The following is a 12,360-nucleotide window of genomic DNA, read 5'->3' on the forward strand; positions in this document are numbered from 1 at the left end:
AACGAAAAATTAGTTGTTTTCCAGCAATACAGGATCCTGACGGAGTAGCCGGCACATGGTTCGATAGGTTTGGGGATGTTTTTCTAGGAATTCTACCGGACGCTCGAAGAAGTTTTCTACTGCGACTGCAAAAAATTCTTCATTGTTCACTCCGCCATATTTCCTGAAGAATGTCTCGGTTCCTTCTTTAATTTCTTTCATGGTGCGCCGAGCATGGACTTCCCATTCCTTTAGCACCCATTCCTCAAGAAAGCTGTGTTCTTCATTAATAATTTTATTTTCCAGCCTCAAAGCATGAGCCATTTCATGAAGTCCAAGGTTTCGCCCGTCCTCTTTAAGATAGCCTTCTACGAAATCCCTCCATGATAAAGCTATGGCCTTAAGCCGTGGGTTTACTTCACCCTTGTGATAGGCTTTGTTGGTGTGATTATAAAATGACTCAGGAAAGACAAAGATTTTATAAAAATAAGGGAAGGTAATACCTCGAAATCCGAAAGTAAGCTGGGCAGCAGAAGCCGAAATCAGCACCTTCATCTCATCCGTAACTTCACTCATTTTTCTAGCTATAAATTCTTTGCTGGACATAAACCTCGCGACCTTATGAATAAAGATTCGCTTCGATTTTTCTGGCAGCTTTTTATAATAGGTGAAGTGTTTTTCTAGAAATTGGATATGCCTTTCCGGAAAGAAGTATGGAGAAACGTATGACTTTGCTTCTAAAAAAAAGAAAACAAAAAGATCTCGAAAAATTCCAAGGATAAGAATGGCAATAACCCCAAAAAAAAGAACAAGAATGATCATTGCTTTTTCAGCAGATGCTTCATATCCACCTTGTCGTGTAGTTTTTGAATTAATTCCGCTACTGAAACTCGCTCCTGACTCATCGTGTCTCGCTCTCTAATGGTCACTGTATTATCCTCCAAAGTTTGGTGATCTATGGTGACACAATATGGAGTTCCAATCGCATCTTGCCTTCTGTATCTCCGTCCAATTGCGTCTTTCACATCGTACTGGAAAGAAAAGTCAAACCGAATTTCGTTTAGAATTTCTTCAGCTTTTTCCGGGAGACCGTCTTTATTCACCAGGGGTAAAATAGCTACTTTATTTGGTGCTAAAGCAGGAGGAATTCGGAGAACGGTACGCTCACTACCATCCTCTAGTTTTTCCTCCGTATAAGCAGCTGACATCACTGCCAGAAACATCCTGTCTAAACCAATAGAGGTTTCAACTACATACGGAACATAGCTTTCGTTGGTGTTCTGATCAAAGAATTGTAGTTTCTTCCCTGAATACTTTTCGTGTGCCTTTAGGTCAAAATCTGTTCGTGAGTGGATTCCTTCCAGCTCTTTAAAGCCCATTGGGAAATTGAACTCAATGTCTGCGGCAGCATTAGCATAGTGCGCCAGGTTCACATGGTCGTGGAATCGATAATTTTCTTCTCCAAGACCTAGCGCTTTGTGCCAGTTGATTCGTTTTTGCTTCCAGTGCTCGTACCATTCCATCTCTTCACCAGGTTTTACAAAAAATTGCATCTCCATCTGTTCAAATTCTCGCATGCGGAAGATGAATTGCCGGGCAATGATCTCGTTTCTAAATGCTTTGCCAATCTGAGCAATGCCAAATGGTGGCTTCACACGAGATGTTTTTTGAACATTTAGGTAGTTCACAAAAATTCCTTGAGCTGTTTCTGGTCTTAGATAAATTTTGTCAGCACCATCTGCCAACGATCCCATTTCGGTGGAGAACATTAGGTTGAACTGACGCACATCGGTCCAGTTTTTTGAGCCGGAAACCGGGTCTGCAATCTCTAGTTCTTCGATGAGTGCTTTTACCCCAGCAAGATCGCCTGAACCGAGCGCAGCACCCATTCGCTGTTCAATTTCATTGATCTTTTCCTTGTAGCCTACCACTCTTGGGTTGGTAGATACGAATTGTTCCTCATCAAATGAATCACCAAATCGTTTGGCAGCTTTTGCTACCTCTTTCGCTACTTTCCCTTCGACTTTAGCAATGTACTCCTCGATTAATACATCAGCACGGTAGCGTTTTTTTGAATCCTTATTGTCAATTAGTGGGTCGTTGAATGCGTCAACGTGACCTGAAGCTTTCCATGTAGTGGGGTGCATGAAAATAGATGCATCAATACCAACAATGTTTTCATGCATGCGCACCATCGACTGCCACCAATATTCCTTGATGTTGTTTTTCAACTCCGACCCATTCGGACCATAATCGTAGGTGGCAGCTAGTCCGTCATAAATATCACTGGAAGGGTAGATAAAACCGTACTCTTTGCAGTGTGAAACAATGTTTTTTAAAGATCCTCCGTCTGGTGTATTGCTCATAGGCCGCAAAGATATATTTCCATTACATCATTTGACTTCCTCATCTCACCCTTTTTACCGCGATCATTGAATTGTCTTTTGGCGTACATCTTGCTACCTTATGAGAAACTGATGACATCCAGTTTCTCAAAAATGCCGTTGGTTTAAGTGTTGAAAAACATAGAAAAATATGAAAGTCCAATTCACATCTTTATTGTTGCTTTTCTTTCTTGGCAATATTCAAGCTCAGCCAGGTGTTTCTCACGCATCTTATGATGCTTTGCTCCAAAAGCATGTCGATGATCAAGGTTTGGTCAGCTACAAGGAGTTAAAGTCGGAACGGCAGAAACTAAAATCTTATTTATCTATTTTGGAATCTAATCCTCCGCAAAAATCCTGGACGAGAGATGAAAAATTGGCTTACTGGATCAATGCTTACAATGCTTACACGCTGGATTTAATTTTGGAACATTATCCTGTGGCCAGCATTAAAGACATTGGATCCACTATTAAAATTCCATTCGTGAGTACTGCGTGGGATATCAAATTCATCAATATTGGTGATAAGGAGTATGACCTGAACAATATTGAACATGGCATCATACGCAAGGAATTTGAAGAGCCAAGAATCCATTTTGCACTGGTTTGTGCGGCTATTTCTTGCCCTAAGCTTCAAAATAAAGCTTATTTCCCGGAAACATTGGACGCACAATTGACGAAAGCGGCAAAGGAGTTTCTATCAAATCCATCTAAGAATGAAATCAAAAGTGCTGAAAGGGCTACCCTATCCAAGCTATTCAACTGGTATAGAGGGGATTTTAACAATAATGGAACCCTGATTGAATATGTTAATCAGTATGCACCTGTCAAGTTGAACAAGGATGCGAACATTGACTGGATGGATTACAACTGGGCGTTGAATGAGCAGAAATAATAAAAGCCTGACAATGTCAGGCTTTTATTGAATATTTCTTTGGTTGCTATTTGACTGTCCTTCTACCAATGCTGTAGTATTCAAAGCCAAGCTCTTCCATTTGCTCAAGATCATATAAGTTTCGGCCGTCAAAAATCACTTTATTTTTAAGTGAAGACGTCATCTTTTCAAACTCTGGTGTTCTGAAAATTGGCCATTCAGTCATAATCATTAGAGCATCAGCATCTTGGAGTGCATCGTATTGATCTTCGGCAAAATAGATTTTATCCCCAAACTGCTCTTTGACGTTCTCCATTGCTTCGGGATCATATGCTCTAACCTCAGCACCCTGGCTAAGAAGTGTTTTAATATTTTCCAAAGCAGGAGCTTCCCGAATATCATCTGTGTAAGGTTTAAAAGCCAAACCCCAAACTGCGATGGTTTTTCCACTAAGATTTCCATTGAAGTAATTTTTCAAAGGATCAATTAGTTTTTGCTTTTGAGCTTGATTTACCCCCATCACAGCATTCAAAATTCTGAAGTCATAATCAACCTCTGATGACGACTTGGCCAGTGCCTGAACGTCTTTGGGGAAGCAACTACCCCCATAGCCGATTCCTGCAAATAAGAACCTGTTGCCAATCCGGCTATCTGTACCAATTCCCTTTCTTACTTTGTCCACATCTGCACCCATAAGCTCGCAAAGGTTTGCAATCTCATTCATGAAAGTGATTTTAGTAGCAAGGAAAGAGTTTGCAGCATATTTGGTAAGCTCAGCAGACCTCACATCCATAAAGATGATTGGATTTCCCTGACGAACGAATGGAGCATATAATTTTTCCATCACTTTTATAGACCTTGGCTCTTCTGCTCCAATCACGACCCTGTCAGGCTTCATGAAATCGTCCACGGCAACTCCTTCTCTCAAGAACTCAGGATTAGAAACTACTTCAAAATCCACTTTAGCACCTTCTTTTACTTTGGCGGTAACTTTTTCTGCTGTTCCAACCGGTACGGTACTTTTATCAACAATTACAGTGAAATCCTCTAAAAGGGGTCCCAAATCTTCAGCTACCTTCAGTACATATTGTAGGTCTGCAGATCCATCCTCGCCAGGAGGGGTTGGCAAGGCAAGAAAAATTATTTGGGCGCCTTTTATTCCTTCCTTCAGATTAGTAGTGAACTCCAATCGACCCTGCCTGATGTTTCGCTCAAAAAGCACTTCAAGTCCAGGTTCGTAGATAGTGATTTGCTTATTTCTAAGTTTGTTCACCTTCTTTTCATCTATATCGATACAGGTTACGTGGTTTCCTGTCTCTGCAAAACAGGTGCCTGTTACTAGGCCCACATATCCAGTTCCAACTACAGCAATTTTCATAATTATCAATAAGTAATTCCTAAGAATGTGCAAAAGTAAACTTTGTTTGACATAATTCGAGTTGCCTATTTTTAGACGAACAACATTAGTAATTTTGCGTTCCCAATTAAAGCAAACGTTTTAACTATGTCAACAGCAACATTAACCACCCCTCAGGAAGTAAGCGAAAACAAGGAAATGATCGCTCAAATGGTCAGGGATTTCTGTGAAAGAGAAATAGAACCACACAAAATGAAGTGGGATGAATCTCAGGAGTTTCCTATTGACACCTTTCGAAAAATGGGTGAGTTGGGTCTATTGGGAGTGCTTGTGCCGCAGGAATACGGTGGTGCGGGCTTTGGGTATCATGAATATGTTACTGCCATAATTGAGTTATCAAAAGTTGATGGGTCAATTGGACTGTCAATGGCCGCTCATAACTCTCTGTGTACGGGTCACATCCTTCAGCATGGCAGTGAAAATCAAAAGAAGAAGTACCTGCCTAAACTGGCTACTGGTGAGTGGATTGGAGCATGGGGACTTACAGAACCTAACACAGGTTCAGATGCGGGAAATATGAAAACGGTTGCTGAGCAGGATGGAGATGAATGGGTATTAAACGGGGCAAAAAATTTTATTACTCACGGTAATTCAGGAAATGTTGCTGTAGTTATCGCAAGAACAGGAGAGGCAGGAAAATCCAGAAATGCAAGTGCGTTTATTGTTGAACGAACAAATCCTGGGTTTAAGCAAGGGAGGAAGGAAGATAAATTGGGAATGCGTGCCTCGGAAACTTCTGAAATGATTTTTGAAGACTGCAGAATTCCAGCAGAAAGCTTAATAGGAGAGGTTGGGGATGGTTTTGTTCAGGCCTTGAAAGTGTTAGATGGTGGACGAATTTCGATTGCAGCATTAGGATGTGGAATTGCAGAAGGAGCATTTGAAGCAGCATTGGCATATTCACAAGAACGTGAACAGTTCGGTAAGTCCATTTCCAAATTTCAGGGAATATCCTTCAAGCTGGCAGATATGGCTATGAAGGTTGAGGCAGCAAAACTTTTAACTTACCAGGCTGCTGAGTTGAAAAATCAAGGTAAAAGCGTGAATCGTGAATCAGCAATGGCAAAGTTGTATTCTTCTGAAATTGCTGTAGAGGTAGCTAATGATGGAGTTCAAATTTTTGGAGGATATGGATACACTAAAGATTACCCTGCGGAGAAATACTACAGGGATGCCAAGCTTTGCACTATTGGAGAGGGGACATCAGAAATTCAAAAGGTGGTAATTTCTCGAACGTTGTTGAATCAATAATTGTAATGCATAAAAATAGCTGCTATATTTGCGGCCCATTAAAAATTCTGAAATGTTAATAATCAACGTTAAAGAGAACGAGTCGATAGACAGAGCGCTTAAAAGATTTAAGAAGAAATTCGAAAAAACTGGTGTTCTAAGAGAATTGAGATCCAGAACTCACTTCAAGAAGCCTTCTGTGGCCAGAAGAGAAGAAATCATCAAAGCTCGATACATCCAGCAGATCAGAGACGAGGAAAATAAATAACCTCTTCTCCTTCATCTTCACATAAGATTTTGATAAGTTAGTATTCACCTCAATATCAGAGGTGATGCTGCTTATGGTGGAGACTTTCCTGAAATACCTTTCCTTTGAAAAACGCTACAGTCAGCATACCGTTGACGCTTACAGGAAAGACCTGCAGCAATTTTCCGAATTTTTATTTTCCGAATTTGATATAACCAATGTAGAGGAAGCACGGCATCCTCACATCCGCAGTTGGATAGTATCACTCATGGATAAGGACTTATCTCCAAAATCCGTGAATCGAAAAATAGCCACGCTAAAATCTCTCTACAAGTTCCTGTTAGCAAGAGAATACATAGAGACAAACCCAACGTCACAGATTAAACCTCTCAAGACCGAAAAGGATTTGCCCTCTTTTGTCAAAGAGAGTGAGATCACCAATCTGCTCGATAGAGTTGAGTTTTCAGCTGACTTTTCCGGCCAACGAGATCGCTTGTTGCTAGAGTTGCTTTACTCCACCGGGATTCGATTGTCGGAGTTGATCGGACTAAAAGAGACAGATGTTAATTTTTATGAAAATACCATCCGTGTTTTAGGAAAAAGGAACAAAGAACGTATCATCCCGATAGGGAATTCGTTAATACATCTGATAGCTGATTATCAAAAATTACGAAAGGAAATGGGTTCAAAAGAAGGTGCATTATTATTGACAGACTCTGGAGATCCCATGTATCCCATGTTCATATACCGTAAGGTGAAAAACTACCTCAATGCGGTGACAACACTTAGCAAAAAAAGCCCGCATGTAATGCGACACACTTTTGCAACTCATTTATTAAACAAAGGGGCAGATTTGAATGCTGTTAAGGATTTGCTGGGACATACCAGCCTTGCAGCCACTCAGGTCTATACCCACAATTCAATAGAGAAGCTGAAGGCAGCCTTTGATCAGGCTCACCCAAAAGCTTAATGTATAACCTTTAAAAGTGACAGACATGAAGTTACAGATGCATTCCATTCACTTCGACGCAGACGTTAAGCTGCTCGATTTCATCCAAAAGAAAGTTGACAAGCTAGAGACGTTCTATGATCGGATTATTGATGGAGAAGTCTTTCTCAGAGTTGAGAATGATGAATCTAAGGAGAATAAAATAGTAGAGATAAAATTGAATGGACCAAAGAACCAGTTCTTCTCAAAAGAGAAGGCACGTTCTTTTGAGGCGGGTGCTGATGCAGCTGTTGAGGCGCTAAGGAGGCAATTGAAGAAGCACAAGGAGAAAGTGCTGGCTCACTAAGAGCAGTTTATTTCTAAAAAAGAAAAGCCCCACAATCAACCGATTGTGGGGCTTAATTTTTTACTTATTGCCTTATCAACTTTTCCATTTGATGGTACAGCCGATTGCTCTTTTTTCCGTCACTGATGGTTTGCTTCCAGAAAGTACCGCATTGATTGCATCTTCAACGTAGGTTTCTGAAACATCAGAAGGGTCGTTGGGACTATCATCAATAGCGCCAATGAACTCAACTTTAAACTTCCCAGCGGCTTCCTTGTTTAACACATAAACATGTGGAGTCTTTGTCGCACCAAAAGCTTTAGCCACTTCCTGACTGTCATCTCTCAGATATGGGAAGGTATATCCTTTATTGTTAGATCTTTTCTTCATCTCATCCATAGAGTCACCAGGCTGCTGAGAAACATCGTTAGGATTAATAGCGATTACAGGAAATCCTTTGCTTGCATAATTCTTATCCAAATCAATAATTCTCGACTCATACGCCTTGGCATAAGGGCAGGTATTGCAAGTAAATACGACTATAAAGCCTTTTGCTGAGCTATAATCCGACATAGACACCATTTTGCCATCTACGTTAGGTAGCTTGAAATCTGCGGCGTAATCTCCCACTCCATATCCGGCTGCTGGCTCTGAGGCGTTCATAAAGAGTACGGCCACCACAGCCATTACTCCAATGATGAGTATAAATGTTCTTTTCATGGTTTTAGACATTCGTTAATTCAAATATTTTTTAATGGTTTTCTCTAATTCTTCCTTTGTAAACGCACTTTCGTGGAAATACGTTTTACCCAAGTCAGTGACAAATAACGTGGCAGGAATTGCTCCCGTCCATTGAGTACTTACTTTTTCCATGTAATCATCAGGGTCCTTTTCATCTAGAAAAAGTACTTCGGATTGCAATGATTTTTTCTCCACAAACTTTTTCACCTTCTCCAACTCACTTTGAAAATCAATACTCACGAGGTAGACCTTCACATTTTTATTCTCACTTTCTAATGCATCAAAATGGGGCAACTCCTTTATACATGGCCCACACCAGGTAGCCCAAAAGTTAAAAACAGTAAGCTGAGCCTCCGTGGAAATCATCTTTTTCTGAAGATCGGCAAACTTAACTACCTCCACCTCTTGAGCTGTCAGTTGTAAAGTTGCTACTATACAAAGAGTCAATGCAATTTTCTTCATCATATCAAATACGAAATTACTTTATAGAGGTTTTATTGTAAAAATTGAAAACAAGATTTTGGACGAAACCTAGATCATGGCTTTATTAATATAAGATCGTGGGGATTGGAATTGACATTTGGTTAGTTACTCTAGAGAGTCTCTTTATCGCCTTACAGGAGCACAATAAGTATTTCTTAAGTCATTAATTGAAGAATCTGAAAATCAACGATTAAACTAAAGCAAATTTTAATCAAATAAGTTATCCACATTATTGGCCACTTATCCACACTTCATCAATCTTTTAATCTAAGCGATTCAAAATCAATAAGTTACTATATGAATTCTTGAATGGCTATTTGTTGATAACTATAAATGTGATTACCTAAATAGCTGACTTTCAGTTTTTTATCAAATGATAATCACTCAGCAGTCTGCCTGATTAGCTTTTTACGGTAAGCGTTGAAAATTCTGGATTTGGAAATAAAACCGATATACTTTCCATTGTCAATGACGGGTAGATTCCATGCTTGTGTTACTTCAAACTTATTCATAACAGATTGCATTTTTTCTTGAGGAGAAACACTCGCAGGGGGTTTTTGCATAATTGTTTTTACAATCACATTTTGTCTTGATTCTTCATCGAACATCATTTCCCTGATATCATCCAGGGTCACTATTCCTTGCAATTCTTTATTCTCATCTACTACCGGAAAAATGTTTCGCTTGCTTTTCATGACTAGCTTAACCAGGTCTTCGAGCGTTGAGTCAGGACGAATGATCAGCAGGTCTTTTTCAATAATCTTTTTCAAGTCAATCAGGCTAAGAACGATCTGGTCTTTGTCATACACGATGAGGTCACCGGTTTCAATCAAACGCTTTGTGTAGATGCTATGCTTTTCAAAATACGAGATAGTGCTAAACGATATAGCTGAGACCAGCATCAATGGAACAAATAAGCCATATCCACTTGTGATTTCTGCGATTAGAAATATCGCTGTGAGAGGTGCATGTAGCACCCCGCTCATTACTCCGCACATCCCAACGAGAGTAAAATTGCTTGTACTCAGCGAGGTGTTGAGGATGGAGTTGGATGTGGAGCTAAACACAAAACCCGAAAGCCCACCCATAAAAAGGGAAGGAGCAAAAATTCCACCACTACCTCCGGCACCTATGGTGAGTGCGGTTGCAATTGGTTTTACCAGTAAAATCAAGAAAAGAAAAATAATCAGAGAGGCCTGATGTTCTGATAATTGATAAAAGAAACTGTGATGAAATACGCTGGCAGAGTTTCCTTGCAAAAGGCTTTTGATCGTATCATATCCTTCTCCGTAGATGGGTGGAAAAGTGAGGATAATAAGTGCTAATGAAATGCCACCAACAGCAGCTCTCCCAAATTCATTTTTAAGCTTTTTGATGTTGCCCTCAAAAAAATACATGATCCGAGTAAAGTAGAGGGAAATCAGGCCGCAAACTGCCCCTAGCAATAGATAATATCCTGTTTCGCCAGTAACAAAATTTTCAGTGAGCTTAAACGAGAAAAGGATGTCTTCACCTAGCAAAACCAAAGCAACCAACTGGCCACAAACAGAAGCAATTAGCAATGGAATAAATCTGCTGATTTTCACCTCAGTCAGGATAACCTCCATAGCAAAAATCACCCCCGTAACCGGTGAATTAAAGATTGCAGAAATAGCTCCTGCAGCACCACAACCAAGTAGCACGGTTCTGTTTTTATAGCCAAGATGGAAGAGCCGTGCCAGATTTGATCCAATAGCTGAACCTGTTACCACAATAGGGGCCTCCAGTCCAACCGATCCCCCAAATCCAACAGTGATAGCACTGGTGACCATCCGGGAGTACATCCTGGTGCTGCGGATGATGCTTGAATTTTTGGAGATAGAGTAAAGTATCTGAGTGATGCCATGTCCAAGATTTTCTTTGAAAACATAGCGGGCGACAATCACGGTTAGCAAGATGCCAATGAGGGGATATCCGAGGTATAAATAATTGAATCCGAAAAGATTTAAATTCAATTCCAGATAATGAATGATCGCATGAACGGTGGTTTTCAGGAGAACAGCGGCCAAACCGGAAAAAACCCCAATCAGTCCGGCAGTAATAAGCAAGAAGTTGTTGTCGCTGATGTGTCTGATTCGCCACACCAAAAACTTCATCATCAATGTGCTGAACGTACTTTTTCCTTGACTTGCCATTTTACGTAACTAGGGCAAAGGTATGCGATAGATTCAGCATACAAAGGAAGCTAAATAATCACTGCATTTTTCTTTTCGAGAGCTTCCTCCACGTACTTAAAGGTAGAGAGGACTTCAGGTTTACCATTTACAACAGCAACGTCATGCTCGAAGTGAGCAGATGGTTTTTTATCAGCTGTAATGATTGTCCAGCCATCATTTAGTTGGATGACTCTTCGCGTTCCCATGTTGATCATCGGTTCAATAGCCACAACCAATCCTTCCTGAATTTTGCTGCCTTTACCACGCTTACCAAAGTTTGGCACTTCGGGAGATTCATGCATTTTCCTTCCCAAACCATGTCCCACTAACTCCCGCACTACTCCATAGCCATGACTTTCGGCATGCTGCTGAATAGCGAAGCTCAAGTCACCGATTCTATTTCCGGCCACCAACTGTTCAATGCCTTTGTCTAGGCATTCTTTGGTTACTCGTAATAATTGCTTCACCTCATCATCAATTTCTCCTACAGCAAAGGTGTATGCATGATCACCGTAATATTCATTTTTTAAAACACCTATATCAACACCAACAACATCCCCTTCTTCCAGATGTCGGTCTGTTGGAATTCCATGAACCACTTGCTCGTTTACTGAGGTAATGATCGACTTTGGGTAATCATATAAACCTAAAAAAGCGGGTACCCCACCATGGTCTCGGATGAACTCATCAGCCAGGCGATCAAGATCTAATAGATTCACGCCGGGTTCAATTTTTTCAGCCATAAGACCTAATGTCTTGGAGACGGTGAGGGCACTTTCCCTCATGATTTCTATTTCCTCTGGTGTTTTGTATTTGATCATGCGACTGCAAAAATACAAACAAAAAGCCCTGACTCTTAGCTAAGAATCAGGGCTTCACATGTTTTGTGTAAATTTTTATGACTTTTTGGTCACCCCCTCAAGCACATCTTTGATTGGAACTCTCACCCCATCTTTGTAAGAAACTACCCAGGCATCCTTCACACCCATCGATCTTAGGTGCTTTTTGAAATTGTCTGCTTCCCAGTAATCTCTGAATACACCGATGGTGTATTTCTGAAGGCCATCAGCACTTTCCGCACCAAAGTTTGGAGAGTTGTCATACTTAGAAAGATCTTCTTTCTTGCCGTAAGCACCTAGCTGCACTTTGAAAACAATTCCTTTGCTTTCATCAATTCCACCACCTGTGTTCTTGGTAGCTACATTATCAGCTGGTTGCTTACTTTGCAGCCTTGATAGCTCTGTTCGCAAGTCACCAATTTGTGTTTGGTAAGTCAAAATTTGCTCATCTTTTTCAGCAAGTCTATCATCGATATTTCCAAGCTCTGTTTTTAGACTTGTTACCTGACCTTTCAAAGATTTATTCTCGTCAAGGAGTTGCTTGTACTGTTCTGGCTCAAGCTTTTTGATTCTTTTTTTCCACTCTTTAGCTTCCTTTTTATCCATCTGAGCATTTGCTTCAAATGCAAATACACAGCAGAGTGCCAATGCGATAAGTGATATTGATTTTTTCATCTTCCTGTTGAAATTGGGTTTT

General features: G+C 40.5%; 13 protein-coding genes. 5 read left to right on the plus strand and 8 right to left on the minus strand.

Annotated elements, in window-relative coordinates; all coding sequences use genetic code 11:
• Nucleotides 1-9: 9 nt before the first annotated feature.
• Together ACEQZT_RS07560 and ACEQZT_RS07565 are read right to left on the minus strand one after the other, a co-directional pair.
• Nucleotides 10-801, minus strand: coding sequence for a zinc-dependent peptidase (locus ACEQZT_RS07560; RefSeq protein WP_370088818.1), 792 nt, complete (start codon nucleotides 799-801; stop codon nucleotides 10-12).
• Nucleotides 798-2,345 (minus strand): glycine--tRNA ligase, encoded by a 1,548-nt coding sequence (locus tag ACEQZT_RS07565; protein ID WP_370088820.1) that lies wholly within the window; start codon nucleotides 2,343-2,345, stop codon nucleotides 798-800. The genes ACEQZT_RS07560 and ACEQZT_RS07565 overlap by 4 nt, the downstream gene beginning before the upstream one ends.
• Before the next feature lie 169 nt (nucleotides 2,346-2,514).
• Between ACEQZT_RS07565 and ACEQZT_RS07570 the strand changes: the two genes are divergently transcribed.
• Nucleotides 2,515-3,258, plus strand: a complete 744-nt coding sequence (locus ACEQZT_RS07570; RefSeq protein ID WP_370088822.1) for a DUF547 domain-containing protein — start codon at nucleotides 2,515-2,517, stop codon at nucleotides 3,256-3,258.
• Between the two features lie 46 nt (nucleotides 3,259-3,304).
• Here the strand turns inward: ACEQZT_RS07570 and ACEQZT_RS07575 are convergent, their stop codons facing one another.
• Nucleotides 3,305-4,615 carry a UDP-glucose/GDP-mannose dehydrogenase family protein gene (locus ACEQZT_RS07575; RefSeq protein ID WP_370088823.1) on the minus strand — a complete coding sequence of 437 codons (1,311 nt, stop codon included), beginning with the start codon at nucleotides 4,613-4,615 and terminating at the stop codon, nucleotides 3,305-3,307.
• Between the two features lie 126 nt (nucleotides 4,616-4,741).
• Between ACEQZT_RS07575 and ACEQZT_RS07580 the strand changes: the two genes are divergently transcribed.
• The 4 genes from ACEQZT_RS07580 to hpf all read left to right on the plus strand — a co-directional run bounded on the left by ACEQZT_RS07580 (nucleotide 4,742) and on the right by hpf (nucleotide 7,426).
• The gene (locus tag ACEQZT_RS07580; RefSeq protein WP_370088825.1) at nucleotides 4,742-5,905 is read left to right on the plus strand and encodes an acyl-CoA dehydrogenase family protein; all 1,164 of its coding nucleotides are present in this window, start codon (nucleotides 4,742-4,744) and stop codon (nucleotides 5,903-5,905) included.
• Nucleotides 5,906-5,957: 52 nt separating this feature from the next.
• Nucleotides 5,958-6,152, plus strand: a complete 195-nt coding sequence (gene rpsU, locus ACEQZT_RS07585) for a 30S ribosomal protein S21 (protein ID WP_348283332.1) — start codon at nucleotides 5,958-5,960, stop codon at nucleotides 6,150-6,152.
• A 73-nt stretch (nucleotides 6,153-6,225) separates the two neighbouring features.
• Entirely contained in the window at nucleotides 6,226-7,101 is an 876-nt protein-coding gene (locus ACEQZT_RS07590) for a tyrosine-type recombinase/integrase (protein WP_370089540.1), read from the plus strand.
• 25 nt (nucleotides 7,102-7,126) lie between these two features.
• Entirely contained in the window at nucleotides 7,127-7,426 is a 300-nt protein-coding gene (gene hpf / locus ACEQZT_RS07595; protein ID WP_370088827.1) for a ribosome hibernation-promoting factor, HPF/YfiA family, read from the plus strand.
• Nucleotides 7,427-7,501: 75 nt separating this feature from the next.
• On the opposite strand, the gene ACEQZT_RS07600 is transcribed toward hpf, so the two are convergent.
• The 5 genes from ACEQZT_RS07600 to ACEQZT_RS07620 form a co-directional block, all read right to left on the minus strand.
• The gene (locus ACEQZT_RS07600) at nucleotides 7,502-8,125 is read right to left on the minus strand and encodes a thioredoxin family protein (RefSeq protein WP_370088828.1); all 624 of its coding nucleotides are present in this window, start codon (nucleotides 8,123-8,125) and stop codon (nucleotides 7,502-7,504) included.
• 15 nt (nucleotides 8,126-8,140) lie between these two features.
• Nucleotides 8,141-8,611 carry a TlpA family protein disulfide reductase gene (locus tag ACEQZT_RS07605; RefSeq protein ID WP_370088830.1) on the minus strand — a complete coding sequence of 157 codons (471 nt, stop codon included), beginning with the start codon at nucleotides 8,609-8,611 and terminating at the stop codon, nucleotides 8,141-8,143.
• 398 nt (nucleotides 8,612-9,009) lie between these two features.
• A complete protein-coding gene (locus ACEQZT_RS07610; RefSeq protein ID WP_370088832.1) occupies nucleotides 9,010-10,803 on the minus strand; it encodes a chloride channel protein in 1,794 nt (597 codons plus the stop codon).
• 50 nt (nucleotides 10,804-10,853) lie between these two features.
• Nucleotides 10,854-11,645, minus strand: a complete 792-nt coding sequence (gene map / locus ACEQZT_RS07615; RefSeq protein WP_370088833.1) for a type I methionyl aminopeptidase — start codon at nucleotides 11,643-11,645, stop codon at nucleotides 10,854-10,856.
• Nucleotides 11,646-11,720: 75 nt separating this feature from the next.
• Nucleotides 11,721-12,338 carry an Ezrin/radixin/moesin family protein gene (locus tag ACEQZT_RS07620; RefSeq protein ID WP_370088835.1) on the minus strand — a complete coding sequence of 206 codons (618 nt, stop codon included), beginning with the start codon at nucleotides 12,336-12,338 and terminating at the stop codon, nucleotides 11,721-11,723.
• Between the last annotated feature and the right edge of the window lie 22 nt (nucleotides 12,339-12,360).

The sequence above is a fragment of the Ekhidna sp. genome, from assembly GCF_964218185.1.
Classification (GTDB): domain Bacteria; phylum Bacteroidota; class Bacteroidia; order Cytophagales; family Cyclobacteriaceae; genus Ekhidna.

Coding starts and splice junctions, on each gene's coding strand:
- ACEQZT_RS07610 (WP_370088832.1), bottom strand. CDS start 10,803: ATGGCAAGTCAAGGAAAAAGTACGTTCAGCACATTGATGATGAAGTTT.
- hpf (WP_370088827.1), top strand. CDS start 7,127: ATGAAGTTACAGATGCATTCCATTCACTTCGACGCAGACGTTAAGCTG.
- ACEQZT_RS07605 (WP_370088830.1), bottom strand. CDS start 8,611: ATGATGAAGAAAATTGCATTGACTCTTTGTATAGTAGCAACTTTACAA.
- ACEQZT_RS07570 (WP_370088822.1), top strand. CDS start 2,515: ATGAAAGTCCAATTCACATCTTTATTGTTGCTTTTCTTTCTTGGCAAT.
- ACEQZT_RS07590 (WP_370089540.1), top strand. CDS start 6,226: ATGGTGGAGACTTTCCTGAAATACCTTTCCTTTGAAAAACGCTACAGT.
- ACEQZT_RS07620 (WP_370088835.1), bottom strand. CDS start 12,338: ATGAAAAAATCAATATCACTTATCGCATTGGCACTCTGCTGTGTATTT.
- ACEQZT_RS07600 (WP_370088828.1), bottom strand. CDS start 8,125: ATGAAAAGAACATTTATACTCATCATTGGAGTAATGGCTGTGGTGGCC.
- ACEQZT_RS07565 (WP_370088820.1), bottom strand. CDS start 2,345: ATGAGCAATACACCAGACGGAGGATCTTTAAAAAACATTGTTTCACAC.
- map (WP_370088833.1), bottom strand. CDS start 11,645: ATGATCAAATACAAAACACCAGAGGAAATAGAAATCATGAGGGAAAGT.
- ACEQZT_RS07575 (WP_370088823.1), bottom strand. CDS start 4,615: ATGAAAATTGCTGTAGTTGGAACTGGATATGTGGGCCTAGTAACAGGC.
- ACEQZT_RS07560 (WP_370088818.1), bottom strand. CDS start 801: ATGATCATTCTTGTTCTTTTTTTTGGGGTTATTGCCATTCTTATCCTT.
- ACEQZT_RS07580 (WP_370088825.1), top strand. CDS start 4,742: ATGTCAACAGCAACATTAACCACCCCTCAGGAAGTAAGCGAAAACAAG.
- rpsU (WP_348283332.1), top strand. CDS start 5,958: ATGTTAATAATCAACGTTAAAGAGAACGAGTCGATAGACAGAGCGCTT.